Source organism: Paracoccus aminophilus JCM 7686, assembly GCF_000444995.1.
GTDB classification, from domain to species: domain Bacteria; phylum Pseudomonadota; class Alphaproteobacteria; order Rhodobacterales; family Rhodobacteraceae; genus Paracoccus; species Paracoccus aminophilus.
Map to the genome: position 1 here is coordinate 2,776,418 of NC_022041.1, position 16,895 is coordinate 2,793,312.

Below are 16,895 nucleotides of genomic sequence, written 5' to 3' on the forward strand. Positions count from 1 at the left end.
TTGACCTCATTTGCCAATGCCGCACGCATCGGCACACGGCTTTCGGAACGCAAGAAAGCGCCGGTTGACGGCTTCGTGTGCGGCGCAGGGGCCTTGGCTACCATCCCTCCGGCTCGGAGAGGTCGACCACCGTGATCTCGGGCAGCCAGCCCAGACGCATTGGCACCACCGCGCAACCGATCCCGCCCGAGACGATCAGCGTGCGCCCGTCCTCATCATAGCGGCCCCAGAGATAGGGCTCATCGCGGCTCGCCAGCATCAAGGAGGGCGCGCCGAAGAACCAAACCTGCCCGCCATTGGTATGGCCCGAAATCTGGACCGGCACGGGATGCTCTGCCCCGTCGAGGTCCAAAAACACATCCGGATCATGGGCCAGCAGCACCACCGGCGCCGGACCAGAGACCTGCGTCATGATCTGATCAAACCCGGCCTTTTCCTCGTCCGAGGCGCCGCCCAGGACGGCGGGATTGCGTTCGGCTGCGGCATCGGGGGCGAGACCCGCGAGCCAGAAGCCGCTGGCATCATCGCCAATGCGCATCGCCTCATCGTCCAGCACGGTGATCCCTGCCTCTTCCAGCAGATGGCGCGTGGCTGCGGCCAGCCGGATGCAATGCGGGCCGCGTTCACTTTCGCTCCGATCGCGTCCCCCCGTATCGCCTGCGCCCGTATCGCCTGCGCCCATCACCGCGACCTGCCCCAGCCTGCCGCGGAAGCTGGCCAGCTGAGCGATAATCTGGGGCCGGTCGGTATCGCCCCAGGTGAAAGGATGGCTGGCGACCAGATCGCCCAAGACCACCGCGACATCGGGCCGGAGCGCATTGGCGCGGGCGATGATTCGGCCCAGACGTCGCGCCGAGACATGGGGCGCCCCCGCCTGAAGATCGGACAGGATAACGATCCGGCAAGGCGCGCGCCCGACCCATTCCTTGGGCTGAAGCCGCCAGCGCACCACGCGCAGCCGCATCGCGGGCTCCCACCAGAACATATAGCTCGCGAGCCCGGCGCCAAAGGCAAGCGCAAGCCCCGCCCAGATCCCAAGGCGTCGCCTCTTGCGCGGGCGCGCGCCCGTGGGCCGCCGCTTGTCCCCCGCCACATGCTCGGCCATGCGGCCCGTCATGCGCTCGGCCACATGCTCTGCTCCGGCATCGTCATCGCGGCGCGCTTTGGCGCGCCCATTGGCGGGAAAGATCTGATGACGGGTCATGGCGGCGCTCGCTCAGGCTGGATCCTCACAGACCCAACGACGCGCCGCCGCCAGAGTTCCCCGCGCGAATGCTTTGCTTTTGAACGAAAACAGCCCGCCAGATTGCTCTGACGGGCTGCAAACATCGGTGGCGGCTGGGATTGCCGCCCGAAACCGAGATCAGTAGCGCGAGGCCACGTTTTCCCAGTTCACGAGGTTGTTCAGGAAGTTTTCCAGATATTTCGGACGCGCATTGCGGAAGTCGATGTAATAGGAATGCTCCCACACATCGCAGCCCAGAAGCGCGGTCTGACCGAAGACCAGCGGGTTCACGCCGTTTTCGGTCTTGGTGATGGCAAGGCTGCCATCGGCGTTTTTCACCAGCCAAGCCCAGCCCGAGCCGAACTGACCGACGCCAGCTTCCGAGAACTTTTTCTTGAAGTCATCGACCGAGCCGAAGGCTTCGACCAGCGCTTTTTCCAGCGTGCCCGGAATGGCGTGGTTGTTCGGACCCATCATTTCCCAGAACTGGGCGTGGTTCCAATGCTGCGAGGCATTGTTGAAGATGCCATTCTGCGCCACGGCGGTCTTGTTATAGGTGCCCTTGACGATGTCTTCGAGCGATTTGCCTTCCCATTCGGTACCGGCAACCAGCTCGTTCAGCTTGTCCACATAGGCCTTGTGGTGCTTGTCGTGGTGGAATTCGAGCGTCTCTTTCGACATGCCACCGGCTGCAAGCGCGTCATGGGCATAGGGAAGATCGGGAAGCGTGAAGGCCATTTTTGGTACCCTTTCAAAGAATTGGCTTTGCCATGTCTGGCACAGGACCGGGGCGGGTGAAAGGCCCGCCGTCCGGCCCTCAACGTCTTAAACGATCCGAAGTTCCCGAAATCCCCCGATCTCGGGTGGCTCGGGTAAGCGGGACAGGTCGGACAGGCTCGGGCCTATCCGGCGGGCTTGACCGCCGGGGCGCCGCAGATGCCGTCGCCAGTGATGACATTGTCATAGCCTTTCGGCGTCACCACCATCTTCGCGGTCGCATCGGCCTTGGTCACGGTGAGGCGGAAATCGATTCGCTCGGACCATTGCCCGGCGGCATTGCGCACCCCGGCCAAAGCCCAGCCATAGGAGCGCTCTTTTTTCGAATCCGCGACCACCACCGCTTTGATCGGGCGACCGACCAGCGTCTGGAGAATCGGGTCAAAGACCTCGATCCGGCCGTTTTCCTGTCGGGTGATCATCACGATTTCGGGGACCCAGCCGCTGGCGCCCTTGTCCTCGAAGGCGCAGAGCATGGCGATCGGAGCCGCGCGATGTCGGGTCCCGTTCTTCTGCGCGCTTTGGGCAAAGGCCGGCAGCGGGATCAGCGAAAGCCCGACGAGGGCGCAGGCGAGAGAGGCGGGGCTGAGATGTATCATGCGATCCCTTGGCTGCGCAAAACGGAATTCCTTCCAATTGCATAGCCTTCGCACCGGCCAAGGCATAGCCCCAGACTTTGGCCGATGCGGTTTATCGCCGCTTTTCAGCGCGGATCGAGCTGGCTGCCCGGACGCGCCGCAGCGGTCAGGATGCCGCGCATGTAATCGGCAACCGAGCGGAAGCCCATCACGCGGTACCCACCCGAGACCGGCCAGATGCCACAGGCGACCTGCGCCAGACGGCTGCGCCGCAGACCGTTTTCGGGCAGAGCCGCGAAATCGGTCGGCGTCAGCTTGGACAGAGCCTGCGCCGCCGCCGCGCCGCGCACGTCAAAGACCGCGCGCAGATCCGAGACATCGAGGACCAGCGCATGGCGGCCCTGAAGCGCGGCTTCAAGCGCGGCCACGGTCGCACCGACCTCGGCTTTCGGCACGAAGACCAGCAGCTCGTCGGGCGACATCCAGCCGATCGCACGGTTGCCATTGCTCTCGATCCGGGTCGGCGCGGGTAGCGCGACCCCGACCGCGGTCGCGATCGCCTCGCCCGAGGCGGCCAGATCGGCGCGGAGCTGGATCATGCCCAGATCCGCGACATCGGTGATGGTTGCAAGCGGCTCAGCCATTGGCCCGCGTCCCTTCCTTGTCAAAGAAGACCGGATCGACGATCCGCGCCTTCACCGGCTCGCCGCCGGGATTGGTGAATTCGATGACCTCGCCCATGCGGGCGGGACCGCGGTGCACAAGCCCCATCGCAATCGGCTTGTTCAGCGTCGGCGAGATATAGGTCGAGGTGACCCGGCCCTGGGTGTTGCGCTGGCCATTGGCATTGACGCCATCGGCAACCGCATAGGCGCCATCCGGGATCTGGCGGCCGTCGAGGCTTTCCAGCCCGACCAGCTTCCAGCGATCCGGCGAGGCCATGAAGCTACGCTCTTGCGCGCGCTTGCCGATGAAATCCGCCTTCTTCTTCGAGATCGCCCAATCGAGGCCGAGATCTTGCGGGATCACCGTGCCATCGGTTTCGTCGCCGATCATGATGAAGCCCTTTTCGGCGCGCATGACGTGCATCGCTTCCGTGCCATAGGGCGTCACGCCCAGATCGCGGCCAAGCTCATGCAGCTTTTCCCAGAGCTCGAGCCCACGGCCCGCCGGGACAGCGATCTCGAAGGACAGCTCGCCCGAGAAGCTGATGCGATAGACCCGCGCCGGGATCCCGGCCAGCTCGCCCTCGACAAAGCCCATGAAGGGCAGCGTTTCGGGCGAAAGATCCATGCCGCCCAGACGCTCCAGCAGCGTGCGCGCCTTGGGACCGGCAACCGCGATCTGTGCCCATTGCTCGGTCACATTGGCGGTATAGACTTTCCAGTCCCACCATTCGCATTGCAGCCAATCCTCGAAATGGCCGTGGATGCGATCCGCACCGCCCGAGGTGGTGTGCACAAGCCAGGTGTCATCGCTCAGACGCACGACCACGCCGTCATCCGAGAGGAAGCCGTTTTCCGAGCAGATCAGACCGTAGCGGCATTTCCCGATCGGCAGGCTCGACATCATATTGGTATACATCATGTCGAGGAACTTGCCCGCTTCCGGGCCCTTGACGATGATCTTGCCAAGCGTCGAGGCATCGAGCGTGCCCACGCCACCGCGCACCGCGCGGATTTCGCGCGCCACGGCATCGGCATGGCTCTCGCCCTTGGCCGGGTAGCAATAGGGGCGACGCCACAGGCCCACCGGCTCCCAATGAACGCCGCGCGCTTCGTGCCAATTGTGCACGGCGGTCTTGCGCAGGGGCTGGAAGACCTCGTCGCGTGCCTCGCCCGCGATCGCGCCAAGGGTCAGCGGCGTATAGGGCGGGCGGAAGGTCGTGGTGCCGGTGCGCGGGATCGGCTGCGACAGCGCATCCGACAGGATCGCGAGGCCATTGATGTTCGAGAGCTTCCCCTGATCGGTCGCCATGCCAAGCGTGGTGTAGCGCTTGGTATGCTCGACGCTTTCATAGCCTTCCTGCGCGGCCAGCTGAACGTCCGAAACCTTCACATCGTTCTGGAAATCGAGCCACATCTTGAAGCGCATCTGGCGCGTCGCATGTTCGGGCATGATCCAGACGGGCTTGAGCGGCGCTTCCTCGACCGCGCCGGTCAAAGCCGCCACACGCAGATCGCCCGAGGCCGCGCCCACGGCGCTGGCCATGGCCTTGCCATCCGCGCCGGTCGGCGGGCGGTTCGGATCGGGCGCGAATTGCGCCTGCGCCTCGTCCCAGTTCAGCTTGCCGCCGCAATGCGACCACAGATGCACGACCGGAGACCAGCCGCCCGACATCGCCACGCAATCGGCCTCGACGGTTTCGCGAACCTCGCCAGAGCCGAGCTGATCGCAGACTTTGACCGCCTCGACCGCCTTGCCGCCCTTGATCCCGGCAATCGCCGAGCCAGTCAGCACGCGGATGCCGCGCTTGCGCGCCTCGGCGGCCAGCGGGCCGGTGGCCGTGCTGCGCGCATCGAGGATCACCGGCACTTCAAGACCGGCATCCAGCGCCAGCAAAGCGGTGCGATAGGCATCGTCATTGTTCGTCATGACGACGATGCGACGGCCCGGCGCCACGCCGTAGAGGTCGATGAAATCGCGCACGGCGCTGGCGAGGATCACGCCCGGCACGTCATTGCCAGCAAAGGCCAGCGGACGCTCGAGCGCGCCGGTCGCGGTCACGACATGGCCCGCACGGATGCGCCACAGGCGCTGACGCGGAATGCCCGCATTCGGATCGTGATCGGCCAAAGCCTCACGCGCCAGCAGATAGCCGTGGTCGTAAAGCCCGGTTGCCATCGTATTGCGGCGCAGCTGCACATTCGGCAGCTCCGAGAGCTCGGCGACCAGCGCCGCGACCCGCGCCGCGCCATCCGGGTGATCGGTCGGCGTGCGCCCGCCCCAATGGCCGGTCTGCTCCAGCACAGCGACGCTTTTGCCCGCCGCAGCGGCCTCTTTCGCGGCCTCGAGACCCGCGATCCCGCCGCCAACGATCACGACATCGGCGAAGCCATAGGCCTGCTCGTAGCTGTCGGGATCCTTCTCGGTCGGCGCTTTACCCAGACCCGCCGAGCGGCGGATGATCGGCTCGAAAAGATGTTTCCACGCCGGGCGCGGATGGATGAAGGTCTTGTAGTAGAAGCCTGCGGGCAGGAAGCGATAAAGCTTGTTGTTGATCGCGCCGATGTCGAAATTCAGGCTCGGCCAGGCGTTTTGGCTGGTGGTGACCATGCCGCCGACCAGGGGCGTCGTGGTGGCGCGCTGGTTCGGCTCGAACCGGCCGCCCTGCCCGAGACCGAGCAGCGCGTTCGGCTCTTCGGCGCCACTGGCGACCGGGCCGCGCGGGCGGTGATATTTGAAGCTGCGCCCCATCATCAGCTGGCCATTGGCCAGAAGCGCCGAGGCCAGCGTATCGCCCTGAACCCCGCGCAGATGCCGCCCGTCGAAGCGGAAGGGCAGTTGATAGGCGCGGTCGATCAGGCGACCGCCGGAAGAAAGACGGAAGGGTCCTTGGTCGCTCATGCGGTCTGGTTCCCGGCTGAAGTGGAGGTCGCGGCTTCCCAATCGGGTTGCCAATCCGGACGCGCGGCCTGAATGGCGGCGACGATCTCGGGGGTGGGATGGGCGTTTTGCGCCTTATAGGTGCCGTAGACCTGCAGGGTCACGGTGTCGCGGGCTGCAAGGAACCATTTGCCGCAGCCATAAGCATGGCGCCAGCGCTCGAAGTGAACGCCTTTGGGGTTCTTGCGCGCAAAGAGATAGGCCTCGAATTCCGCATCGCTCGAGCCGGGCCCGAAGCGCTTGAGATGCGCCTCTCCACCGGCTGCGAGCTCGGTTTCCTCGGCGGCTGTGCCGCAATAGGGACAGGTCAGGGTCAGCATCTCATCACTCCTTCGGCGACGCAGTGCGCAGTCCTTGGCCCCGCCCGCGCGCAGCGGTCAGGGCAAATTCGGCGAAAATCGGGAAAACATATCCGGCACCCTGCCCCGGCGCGATGGCGCGGCGGGTCAGCACGGGCAGGCAGAGGCCGGAAAAGACCGGGCCGCTGGGAGCAAGGCGCATCCCAAAGGGACGCTGGCTCGACCAGTCGGAACGGACAAAATTCAAGGTCTCCGGGGGCAGAGACCGCCCCCGGCGCAGATCAGCGGTCACGCAAAAGCGTGCCGGGAAAAGATCAGTTCGACGACGGAGTGGTCGTGGTGCTGCCGGTTGCCGGAGCAGTGCTCTCGGTTGAAGACGGCGCAGGGGTCTCAGTGGCAGGAGCCGGGGTGGTTGCGGCCGGAGCCTCAGTTGCCGGAGCCGTGGTGGGTTCCGTCGAGGTTGTGCCGGAAGCAGCCGGAGTCGAGGACGACGGAGCCGGAGTTGCAGGCGTGGTTGCCGCCGGGGTTTCGACGGTGCTGCCGGTGTCGGCTTTCTTGCTGCTGTACCAGTACCAGCCGAGTGCCAGCACGATGATAACGACGATCCCGATAATGAGGCCGCTGTTGGATTTGTTCTGCGGATCGGCCATTGAAGGTCCTCCTTGCTGAAATGGCGTTGCAGAAAGAATGTCGGAACGCCGTAAAGGGTTCCGTCATCAAAGAAATCTTCCTGCAGACGGGCAAAATCCCGCTGACCCGCATCAGACACGGCGGGGCCACCCCGAACGCTGCGACAAAGTGCCGCAGGCGCCGAGAACCCAGCAATATCGCAAGGCAGGTCAGACCTTTGCATCAGTGCGCCACCCCGGCCGCAACGCTTTCGTCGATGAAACGGCCCTCGACGAAGCGGTCGAGCCCGAAATCAGCGGCCAGCGGGCCCGGCTGGCCCTTGGCAACCAGCTCGGCCATGGCCCAGCCCGAACCCGGGATCGCCTTGAAGCCGCCGGTGCCCCAGCCGCAGTTGACGAAGATATTCTTCACCGGCGTGGTCGAGAGGATCGGCGAGCGGTCGCCGGTCATGTCGACGATCCCGCCCCATTGGCGCAGCATCTTCAGACGCGACAGCATCGGGAAGGTCTCGATCAGCGCGCGGACGGTTTCCTCGACATGGTGCCAAGAGCCGCGCTGGGAGTAGTTGTTGAAGCTGTCGGTGCCGCCGCCGATCACCATCTCGCCCTTGTCCGATTGCGACAGATAGCCGTGCACCGTGTTGGCCATGATGACGACATCGCAGCAGGGTTTGATCGGCTCCGAGACCAGCGCCTGCAGCGCGATCGACTCGATCGGCAGGCGGAACCCGGCCATATCGGCGACGTGGGACGAATGCCCGGCAACGACGATCGCCAGTTTATCGCATTCGATCCGGCCCTTGCCGGTATTGACCGCGCGGACCTCGCCATTCTGGGTCTCGACCCCGGTCACTTCGCAGTTCTGGATGATATGCATGCCCATATCGGAGCAGGCGCGGGCATAGCCCCAAGCAACCGCGTCATGGCGCGCGGTGCCGCCGCGCTCTTGATAAAGCCCGCCCAGAACCGGATAGCGCGGCCCGTCGATATTGATGATCGGCACCAGCTCCTTGACGCGCTTGGCGTCGATATACTGGGTCGCGACGCCTTGCAGCGAGTTCGCATGGGCGGTGCGCTTATAGCCGCGGATCTCATGCTCGGTCTGCGCCAGCATCAAGAGGCCGCGCGGGCTGAACATCACGTTATAGTTCAGGTCCTGCGAGAGATTCTCGTAAAGTTTCAGCGCCTTGTCGTAGATCGCCGCCGAAGGATCCTGCAGGTAGTTCGAGCGGATGATGGTCGTGTTGCGGCCAGTGTTGCCGCCGCCGAGCCAGCCCTTCTCGATCACCGCGACATCGGTGATGCCGTAGTTCTTGCCGAGATAATAGGCCGTCGCCAGACCATGACCACCGGCGCCGATGATGACGACTTTGTATTTATTTCTGGGCTGCGGGCTTGCCCAGGCGCGACGCCAGCCACTGTGCAGGCGCAGGGCCTCACGGGCGATGGCGAAGACCGAATAGTGGCCAGACTTGGATTGGGCTTTGGGCGTGTCGGACATTCTACGGACCTCCGGGCGACTCGTGTCTGTCAAACTGGACCGGAGCCCGCTTTCGGGCAAGTCGGCTTGCGACGGCGCGATTGTGAATTTGCGTCAGAGGTGGCGCATATCTCCCGCATCTCTCTTTCGTGTTCGAGGCGCTCGGATATGCCGCAGCGCCTTCGGCTTTTGCCCGCGCCGCAAAACCGCTATCTACGGACGCAGCTTTTGGAGAATATGATGCTCTGGTTCATCTGCGCGGCTTTGGTGATCATCGTCGGGATCACGATTTTTCTGCCCTTCCTGCGGGCCAGCCTGACCGGAGCCGAACCGGCCGCCGCCTATGATCTGCGCGTCTACCGCGATCAGTTGCGTGAGGTCGAACGCGATCTCGAACGCGGCGTGATCGAACCGGGCGATGCCGAACGGCTGCGCATCGAGATCGGGCGCAAGGTGCTGGAAGCCGACCGCCAGCTGGGCGCGGCGCGCAAGATCAGCGCGGGGCCAAACAAGATCTGGGGGCTGGCCGCCCTTCTTCTGGTCGCAGTCGGAGCCTTCGCGCTTTATCAGCGCATCGGCCAGCCCGGCCTGCCCGATGAGCCGATCAAGGCCCGCTTTGCCGCGGCCGAGGCGCGCTATGCCTCGCGTCCCTCGCAGGCCGAAGCCGAGGCCGCCGCGCCCAAACCCGCGCTTGGCACGCCCGATCCCGATTATCTCGCGCTGATCGAAAAGCTGCGCGAGGCGATGAAAGAGCGTCCCGACGATCCGCAAGGGCTGGCGCTTCTGGCCGAACACGAGGCGCGGCTGGGCAATTTCCACGCCGCCTATGAGGCGCAGGCCCATCTGGTCGCGGTGCGCGGTGACGCCGCCAGCGCCGAAGATCACGCGCGCCTTGCCGCGCTGATGGTCGATGCCGCCGGCGGCTTCATCTCGGCACAATCCGAGGCCGAGGTGGTCAAGGCGCTGCAGCTCGATGCGAAAAACGGTCAGGCGCTTTACATGGCAGGGCTTTTGCAGATCCAGAACGGCCGCGCCGACCGCGCTTTCCCGATCTGGGCCAATCTGCTGGCCGACAGCTCGGAAACCGATCCTTGGACCGCGCCGATCCGCGCCACGATCACCGATCTCGCCTGGTTCGCGGGCGAGCCGAACTATACGCCCCCCGAAGCCAAAGGTGCGATGCCCGCGCTGCCCGGCACCGCCTTGCCCGGACCTGATGCCAATGCGGTCGCCGCCGCCCAGGATATGACGCCCGAAGAGCGCCAGAAGATGATCGAAAGCATGGTCGAGGGGCTGGAAAGCCGCCTTGCCACCGAGGGCGGCACGCCCGACGAATGGGCACGGCTGATCTCGTCTCTGGTCATTCTGGGCAAGACCGATCACGCCCGCGCCATCTGGCAAGAGGCGCAGACGCGCTTTGCCAGCGTGCCGCAGGCCTTGGAGCTCGTGAATGATGCAGCCACAAAGGCGGGCGTGAAATGATCTGCGAAGCCCCTGAAGATTTCGCCGCCGCCCTGCCCAAGGTCGGCGCCATTGCCGGGCTGGATCTTGGCACCAAGACCATCGGCGTCGCAGTCAGCGACAGTTTCCGGCAAGTCGCCTCACCGATCACCGTGATCCGGCGCGAGAAATTCACGCTCGACGCGCAGGCGCTGCTGAAAATCGTCGCCGAGCGCGAGTTGAAAGGGCTGGTTCTGGGCTTGCCGCGCAATATGGACGGCTCGGAAGGGCCGCGCGCGCAATCGACCCGCGCCTTTGCCCGCAATCTGGAACGGCTGACCGCGCTGCCGATCGGCTTTTGGGACGAGCGCCTCTCGACCGTCGCCGCCGAGCGCGCGCTTCTTGAGGCCGATACCTCGCGCAAGCGGCGCGCCGAAGTCATCGATCAGGTCGCGGCGGGCTATATCCTGCAAGGGATGCTCGACCGGTTGCGGTTTCTCGGATGATCTCGCCCTGCATCAACATCTGCCGGATCGAGCCCAGCAGTCGGCTGTGTCTGGGCTGCTCTCGCAGCATGGATGAAATCACCCAATGGGCGCGGATGAGCGAGGCCGAGCGGCAGCGCATCATGGCGGATCTGCCCCAGCGCAAAGGCCAAACCCGGGACGAGCCCCAGCGTCGCTGACCCCTCTGTATGATCTGAGTGCGTGACCCCGTCTGTGGGGTCCCGTCTGTGGAATCCAGGCTGGCCTCAGCGGCGCACGACCACGCGGATCTCATGGATGGCGCGGCTGAGCCTTGCCCGCGTCTCGGCCGGTTCCTGCGCCACCGCATCCAGCATCGCGCGCATATCGGCGCGCGCACCGTGAAGCTGGTCGAGCAGCGACATGACCAGCCCCAAAGCCTCGTCATCAAGGGCGAATCCTTCGGTCAGATCGACCAGCAGGCTAAGCCGGGCAATGTCGATCTCGCGGAAAACCGGACCTTCCGCCGAGCTGATCGGCCTGACGACCCCGACCCGGATATAGCGGTCAAGCTGGCCTGACGACAGATCAGGCACGGCCACCAGAGTTTCCCGAACCGTGTAATGGCGGCTCATCAGCTCCTCCTGTGCGGATCATAGGCATGGGTTTCGCGCCATTTTTCGAAGAAGGCCGCGAGTTCATCGTCAATGACCGGCGGCATGACGATCCTGAGAACGACATATTGATCGCCGCGTTGGCCGCTGGCGCCCTTGATGCCCCGGCCCTTCAGCCGAAGCTTGCGCCCCGACGAGGCGCCACGCGGGATCGACATCATCACCTGACCATCAATGGTCGGAACCTCGACCTTGCCGCCCAGAACGGCCTCGTCGATGGTGATCGGAATGGTGATCTCGAGGTCATCCTCGGTCCGGACCCAATCGGGATCGGGCGCGACGGTCAGGGTCAAAAGCGCATCGCCCGGACCACCATCGCCCATGCCCGCGCCGCCTTTGCCACGCAGGCGGATGGTCTGGCCGTCATGGGCACCTTCGGGGATCTTGACCTCGAGATTGCTGCCGTCGGGCATGGTGATCCGGGTCGAGCCCCCCCGCGCGGCCGTCATGAAATCAATCTCGAGCGTGAAACGCTGATCGGGCCCGCGCATGTCGAAGCTTTGCGCGCGGCTGGAACGCCCGCCACCTGCCCCACCCGCACCGGCGCGCTGGCCGAAGAGATCGGAGAAGACATCGTTCAGATCGTCGAAATTGCCATATTGCTGGCGATAGGGATTGTCGCCGCTTTCGGCATATTCGCGGTAGTAATGGCGCTGTTGCTGACGCTCTTGCCCGGTCGCGTCGATTTCACCGCGGTCAAAGCGCGCGCGCTGCTCGGGGTCTTTCAGGAGATCATAGGCGGTCGAGGCCGCCTTGAACCGCTCGGTCGCGGCCGGATCGGGATTGAGATCGGGGTGATCGGTCTTGGCGATCTTGCGATAGGCCTTCTTGATATCGGCCTGGCTGGCCGTTTTGCCCAATCCCAATGCCTTATACGGATCGTCGGCCATCGCCCGTCCCTTTCACATTCTCCGCTCAACGTCCAAAGACGCCGTCGGTTTCACCCAATTTACACGCTGCCTTCCTTTGGGCCCTCAGTCAAACGCTTGCAAGCCCTGCGAGGGCGGGAGGCCTCGGCAGAGGGGGCTCTGCCCCCGTCCTGCGGACTCCCCCGGGATATTTGGGCATGAAAGAGGGGCGGTTCAGGTCTTGGGGCGGAAGGCCTTGATGCGGGCGGGGTCGGTTTCGATCCGGGCCGCGCCGATCAGGTCGAGGCAATAGGGCACAGCCGCGAAAACCGCATCGAGGCAGGTCGCGATCGCCGAGGGTTTGCCCGGGATGGTGATCATCAGCGTCGCGCCGCGGATGCCCGCGCTTTGGCGCGAGAGGATGGCGGTCGGGACTTCGCGCAGGCTGGCGCGGCGCATTTCCTCGCCAAAGCCCGGGAGTTCTTTCTCGATGACATCGGCCATCGCCTCGGGGGTTTCGTCGCGCGGCGCGGGGCCGGTGCCGCCGGTGATGAGAATGAGGTCGGCGCGCGGGAGATCGGCGCTGCCATCGGCGAGATCGCGGAGCGTGGCTGCGACATTCGCCCGCCCGTCGGGGATGATGCGGCGGGTGATCTGGACGGGCGAAGTCACCGTGGCGCGCAGCCAATCCTCGGCGCCCGGACCGCCCTTGTCCTCATATTCGCCGCGGCTGGCGCGGTCGGAGACGGTGACGATGGCAATATGAGCAGGGGCAGTCTGGGCGGTCTGGGTCACGGCGGGCTCCTGTTTTGCGGGTATCATGGCGGGGCCGCGCAGAAAAGGAAACGGGCCGCGAGGTGTCCCCCCCGCGGCCCGCTGTTGGTCTGGCGGTCCCTGGTCGGGCCGCTTATTTCGTCTTGGCGCGACGTGCGTTGCGAGCGGCGATCAGTTTGAGGCGCAGGGCGTTCAGGTGGATGAAGCCCGCCGCGTCTTTCTGGTCATAGGCACCGGCATCTTCCTCGAAGGTGACGTGCTTTTCGGAATAGAGCGATTCATCCGACCAACGCGCGACCGTGCGGGCGACGCCTTTGTAGAGCTTGAGACGGACGGTGCCCGAGACATGCTCTTGCGTCTTGTCGATCAGCGCCTGCAGAGCCTCACGCTCGGGCGAGAACCAGAAGCCGTTGTAGATCAGCTCGGCATAGCGCGGCATGATCGAATCTTTCAGATGGCCCGCGCCGGAATCGAGCGTGATCTGTTCGATGCCGCGATGGGCCTCGAGCAGGATCGTGCCGCCGGGGGTTTCATAGACGCCGCGCGATTTCATGCCGACGAAGCGGTTTTCCACGAGATCAAGCAGGCCGATGCCGTGCTTGCCGCCGAGTTCATTCAGGCGCGTCAGGATGGTTGCCGGCGAGAGCGCCTCGCCATTGATCGCGACCGCATCGCCCTTTTCAAAGGTGATCTCGACGAATTCGGCCTCATTCGGGGCGTCTTCGACCGGGACAACACGCTGGAGCACATAGTTCGGCGCTTCCTCGGCCGGATTTTCCAGCACGCGGCCTTCCGACGAGGTGTGCAAGAGGTTCGCATCGACCGAGAACGGCGCTTCGCCGCGCTTGTCTTTGGCGATCGGGATCTGGTTCTGCTCGGCGAACTCCAGCAGCTTGGTGCGCGAGCTCAGATCCCACAGACGCCAAGGCGCAATCACCTTGATCGCCGGATCGAGGGCGGCGACGCCGAGTTCGAAACGGACCTGATCGTTGCCCTTGCCGGTCGCGCCATGCGACACCGCATCGGCGCCAGACTTCTGCGCAATATCAACGAGATACTTCGAGATCAGCGGGCGCGCAATCGAAGTGCCGAGCAGATAGAGACCTTCGTAAAGGGCATTGGCGCGGAACATCGGGAAGACGAAATCGCGCACGAATTCTTCGCGCAAGTCGACGATGTGGATGTTCTCTTCCTTGATCCCCATCAAGAGCGCCTTCTGGCGCGCGGGCTCAAGCTCTTCACCCTGACCGAGGTCGGCGGTGAAGGTCACGACCTCGCAACCGTATTCGGTCTGAAGCCATTTCAGGATGATCGAGGTGTCGAGCCCGCCCGAATAGGCAAGGACGACTTTCTTGGGCGCGTCGGACATGCGGCTTATCCTTTGTCGAAATCCAGCCGGGCATAGGGCTTTTCCCCGCTTGTCACAAGAGGCTGGGCGCAGCTAGATCTGAAGCCAAGCAAAGAGCCTTCGCCCCGGCCAGACAGGGAGCCAAGATCCGCCATGCTTTCCGCAATAGCCACCCTTCGAGATTGGTATATCCGGCAGCGTCTGCGGCTGCGCGAGCTGCGGCGGATCTGCATGAAGCAGACCACGGTTGCGGCGCTGCTTTGGTTGATCGGGCTCATCGTGATCGTGCTGGTGCCCCTGCCCACGCTTGCTTTGACGCTTGCCGCGCTCTTCATCGCGCTGTTGCCGGTCTCGGTGCTGCTGCTCTGGCTGATCCATATCCCGGCGATCTGGAACATCCATGCGAGCCTTGTCGCGATCATCGTCTTTGCCTCGACCGCGCTGCTGTCGGTCGTTGGCCGCTATCTGTCCGGGGTGATCCTCAACGACATGTTCGCCGAAGCGCCGTCCTTCTTCCCCATCGCTTATGCGACCGGCACCTTCTTCGGCACGGTCTTTGCGATGGTGGTCCTGCTGGCGTGCTGCACCTTGGTGATTCTGTGCTTCAATCTGATCTTGATGCTGTTTTCGAGCGCGGCGCATCACCTCTCTTGGGTTGCAGGTCTGAGCCATCCCTACCGGCGGCGCGGCTGGTATAATCTTGGAAGCGCCCTCATCTTCATCTTGGCCTTCCTCGGGACAACCATCTCGGCCGCGGTGCTGCTGGAGCGATCAGAGACCGTGTTGCAATGGGTCGCGGTCGAGGCCGATTTCTTCCCCGACCACCATTGTGCCACCTCCGGTTGGCCCGAGGGCATCACCCGCGTGGCCTTTGTCGGGGATGAACAGGTGCTGGGCTATCTCGGCGTCGAGGATCGCATCGTGGTTCTTCCCTGCCAGCGCCGCCCCCTCCAAGGTGGCGCGCCGCGCTAGTTCCCCTTGCCATTTCAGGCGATCCGCTTCATTCGCTTTTTCATGAAAAACTTTGCCGACTCTGTCCGCCAGGCAGAGGCCGCGCTGCGCGACCTCTTCGAGCCGACCCCGCTTCAGAAGAATGACCACCTTTCGGCGCGATACGGCGCTGAAATCTGGCTCAAACGCGAGGATCTGACCCCGGTGCGCAGCTACAAGCTGCGTGGGGCCTATAATGCCATGCGCAAGATCGGCGCGGCGAACGGGCATTTCGTCTGCGCCAGCGCCGGCAATCACGCGCAGGGCGTAGCCTATGCCTGCCGCCATTTCGGCGCGAAAGGCACGATCTTCATGCCGGTGACAACGCCGCAGCAAAAGATCGCCAAGACGCGGATGTTTGGTGGCGAGAATATCGAAATCGTGCTGACCGGCGATTATTTCGACCAGACGCTGGCGGCGGCGCAGGAGTTTTCGCGGAAAACTGGCGCGACGTTCCTGTCGCCCTTTGACGATCCCGATGTCATCGAGGGTCAAGCGACGGTCGGACTTGAGATGCTGAGCCAGCTTGGCGGCGCCCCCGATCTGGTGATCCTGCCGGTCGGCGGGGGCGGTCTGTCCTCGGGCGTGGCCAAGCTGCTGGCCGAACTTGCACCCACGACCAAACTTGCCTTTGCCGAGCCCGAGGGCGGCGCGAGCCTCAAGGCCGCGCTGATCAACGGCGCGCCGGTCTCGCTGCCGCGGGTCGATAATTTCGTTGATGGCGCGGCGGTTGCGCGGGTTGGCGAGCTGACCTTCGCGGTGCTGGGCCAATACCAGCCCGAGCAGGTCTTTGCCGCGCCCGAGGACCGGATCTGCGCCACCATGCTCGACATGCTCAATATCGAGGGGATCGTGCTGGAACCTGCCGGGGCACTGGCGGTCGACGTCCTGCGCGATCTTCCCGATCTGGCGGGTAAGCGCGTGGTTTGCATCTGCTCGGGCGGGAATTTCGACTTTGAGCGCCTGCCCGAAGTCAAGGAAAGGGCGCAGCGCTATTCGGGTCTCAAGCGCTATTTCATTCTGCGCTTGCCCCAGCGCCCCGGCGCCTTGCGCGATTTTCTTGAGCTTCTCGGCCCCGATGATGATGTCGCGCGCTTTGAATATCTGAAGAAATCGGCGCGGAACTTCGGCTCGGTCTTGATCGGAATCGAGACCAGCAGCCCCGAGAATCTGACCGCGCTTTGCGCCCGGCTCGACGCGCAGGGCTTTGGTTATCGTGATATCACGCATGACCAGATCCTCTCTGAGTTCCTGATCTGACATCCTGCCAGCGCTGCCCGCTTAGGGTGGCACTGGCGCGATTGCGCGCCAGCTCGCCCATGAACAGCTGCTTGCTTTGGGCATAGATATCGAACACCCGGTCGAGGCGGACCTCGCCCATTCGCCCCGAAATCACCAATTGCTCGAATTCGTCGCAGATCGCGGCAAGTGCCCGGAATCCAAGGTTGCGCGCACATCCCTTGAGGAAATGGAAATCCCGCTCCATCCGCTGGGGGTCGTCACCCGCGAGCCGAAAGGCGATCGTCTCGATCTCGTCGAGGAAGAGTTCGAGGATCGGACGGAACTCGTCATCGCCAACCTCTCGCTGCATTTCCCGGACCCTGCCCCAGTCGATCATTGCCCACCTGATTCTTGCACTGCGCCAAGTCTTAACGCAGCCGGATTAGCGCCAGGTTAAAGGCGTGATTTCCTAGACTTAACCGATTTTTCATGGCCCCGACATAAGCTGCGGCAATGTCACGAACGAATCGCACTCCTGCCCG

General features: G+C 64.2%; 18 protein-coding genes. 5 read left to right on the forward strand and 13 right to left on the reverse strand.

Annotation, left to right across the window (positions count from 1 at the left end; all coding sequences use genetic code 11):
* Positions 1 to 97: 97 nt before the first annotated feature.
* The 8 genes from JCM7686_RS13555 to JCM7686_RS13595 form a co-directional block, all read right to left on the reverse strand.
* Positions 98 to 1,204 carry a metallophosphoesterase gene (locus JCM7686_RS13555; RefSeq protein ID WP_020951379.1) on the reverse strand — a complete coding sequence of 369 codons (1,107 nt, stop codon included), beginning with the start codon at positions 1,202 to 1,204 and terminating at the stop codon, positions 98 to 100.
* Between the two features lie 159 nt (positions 1,205 to 1,363).
* Positions 1,364 to 1,963 (reverse strand): superoxide dismutase, encoded by a 600-nt coding sequence (locus JCM7686_RS13560; RefSeq protein ID WP_020951380.1) that lies wholly within the window; start codon positions 1,961 to 1,963, stop codon positions 1,364 to 1,366.
* 164 nt (positions 1,964 to 2,127) lie between these two features.
* A complete protein-coding gene (locus tag JCM7686_RS13565) occupies positions 2,128 to 2,601 on the reverse strand; it encodes a hypothetical protein (protein ID WP_020951381.1) in 474 nt (157 codons plus the stop codon).
* 104 nt (positions 2,602 to 2,705) lie between these two features.
* Entirely contained in the window at positions 2,706 to 3,224 is a 519-nt protein-coding gene (locus JCM7686_RS13570) for a sarcosine oxidase subunit gamma (RefSeq protein WP_020951382.1), read from the reverse strand.
* Entirely contained in the window at positions 3,217 to 6,147 is a 2,931-nt protein-coding gene (locus tag JCM7686_RS13575; protein ID WP_020951383.1) for a sarcosine oxidase subunit alpha family protein, read from the reverse strand. Before JCM7686_RS13575 ends, JCM7686_RS13570 begins: the two co-directional genes overlap by 8 nt.
* Complete coding sequence (locus JCM7686_RS13580) at positions 6,144 to 6,506, reverse strand: sarcosine oxidase subunit delta (protein ID WP_020951384.1); 363 nt, start codon at positions 6,504 to 6,506, stop codon at positions 6,144 to 6,146. Before JCM7686_RS13580 ends, JCM7686_RS13575 begins: the two co-directional genes overlap by 4 nt.
* A gap of 293 nt (positions 6,507 to 6,799) precedes the next feature.
* Positions 6,800 to 7,135 (reverse strand): hypothetical protein, encoded by a 336-nt coding sequence (locus JCM7686_RS24060; RefSeq protein WP_084621084.1) that lies wholly within the window; start codon positions 7,133 to 7,135, stop codon positions 6,800 to 6,802.
* A 202-nt stretch (positions 7,136 to 7,337) separates the two neighbouring features.
* Entirely contained in the window at positions 7,338 to 8,615 is a 1,278-nt protein-coding gene (locus tag JCM7686_RS13595; RefSeq protein WP_020951386.1) for a sarcosine oxidase subunit beta family protein, read from the reverse strand.
* 147 nt (positions 8,616 to 8,762) lie between these two features.
* On the opposite strand from JCM7686_RS13595, the gene ccmI reads away from it, so the two are divergent.
* Genes ccmI through JCM7686_RS13610 form a run of 3 tightly spaced genes read left to right on the forward strand, consistent with a single transcriptional unit; the run spans position 8,763 to position 10,719 of the window.
* On the forward strand, positions 8,763 to 10,076 hold the full coding sequence (gene ccmI / locus JCM7686_RS13600) for a c-type cytochrome biogenesis protein CcmI (protein WP_236635837.1): 1,314 nt from the start codon (positions 8,763 to 8,765) through the stop codon (positions 10,074 to 10,076).
* On the forward strand, positions 10,073 to 10,540 hold the full coding sequence (gene ruvX, locus JCM7686_RS13605) for a Holliday junction resolvase RuvX (RefSeq protein WP_020951388.1): 468 nt from the start codon (positions 10,073 to 10,075) through the stop codon (positions 10,538 to 10,540). Before ccmI ends, ruvX begins: the two co-directional genes overlap by 4 nt.
* Positions 10,537 to 10,719, forward strand: coding sequence for a DUF1289 domain-containing protein (locus JCM7686_RS13610; protein ID WP_020951389.1), 183 nt, complete (start codon positions 10,537 to 10,539; stop codon positions 10,717 to 10,719). The genes ruvX and JCM7686_RS13610 overlap by 4 nt, the downstream gene beginning before the upstream one ends.
* A gap of 66 nt (positions 10,720 to 10,785) precedes the next feature.
* On the opposite strand, the gene JCM7686_RS13615 is transcribed toward JCM7686_RS13610, so the two are convergent.
* From JCM7686_RS13615 to JCM7686_RS13630, 4 genes are all read right to left on the reverse strand, one after another.
* On the reverse strand, positions 10,786 to 11,133 hold the full coding sequence (locus tag JCM7686_RS13615) for a hypothetical protein (RefSeq protein WP_020951390.1): 348 nt from the start codon (positions 11,131 to 11,133) through the stop codon (positions 10,786 to 10,788).
* Positions 11,133 to 12,062 carry a DnaJ C-terminal domain-containing protein gene (locus JCM7686_RS13620; protein WP_020951391.1) on the reverse strand — a complete coding sequence of 310 codons (930 nt, stop codon included), beginning with the start codon at positions 12,060 to 12,062 and terminating at the stop codon, positions 11,133 to 11,135. The genes JCM7686_RS13615 and JCM7686_RS13620 overlap by 1 nt, the downstream gene beginning before the upstream one ends.
* A 192-nt stretch (positions 12,063 to 12,254) precedes the next feature.
* Complete coding sequence (mog, locus tag JCM7686_RS13625; RefSeq protein ID WP_236635838.1) at positions 12,255 to 12,815, reverse strand: molybdopterin adenylyltransferase; 561 nt, start codon at positions 12,813 to 12,815, stop codon at positions 12,255 to 12,257.
* 112 nt (positions 12,816 to 12,927) lie between these two features.
* Complete coding sequence (locus JCM7686_RS13630; RefSeq protein WP_020951393.1) at positions 12,928 to 14,163, reverse strand: argininosuccinate synthase; 1,236 nt, start codon at positions 14,161 to 14,163, stop codon at positions 12,928 to 12,930.
* Between the two features lie 132 nt (positions 14,164 to 14,295).
* On the opposite strand from JCM7686_RS13630, the gene JCM7686_RS13635 reads away from it, so the two are divergent.
* Positions 14,296 to 15,114 (forward strand): hypothetical protein, encoded by an 819-nt coding sequence (locus tag JCM7686_RS13635; protein WP_020951394.1) that lies wholly within the window; start codon positions 14,296 to 14,298, stop codon positions 15,112 to 15,114.
* A gap of 42 nt (positions 15,115 to 15,156) precedes the next feature.
* A complete protein-coding gene (gene ilvA / locus JCM7686_RS13640; RefSeq protein WP_020951395.1) occupies positions 15,157 to 16,392 on the forward strand; it encodes a threonine ammonia-lyase IlvA in 1,236 nt (411 codons plus the stop codon).
* Here the strand turns inward: ilvA and JCM7686_RS13645 are convergent.
* The gene (locus JCM7686_RS13645) at positions 16,355 to 16,723 is read right to left on the reverse strand and encodes an Hpt domain-containing protein (protein WP_020951396.1); all 369 of its coding nucleotides are present in this window, start codon (positions 16,721 to 16,723) and stop codon (positions 16,355 to 16,357) included. The genes ilvA and JCM7686_RS13645 overlap by 38 nt on opposite strands.
* Positions 16,724 to 16,895 lie beyond the last annotated feature (172 nt).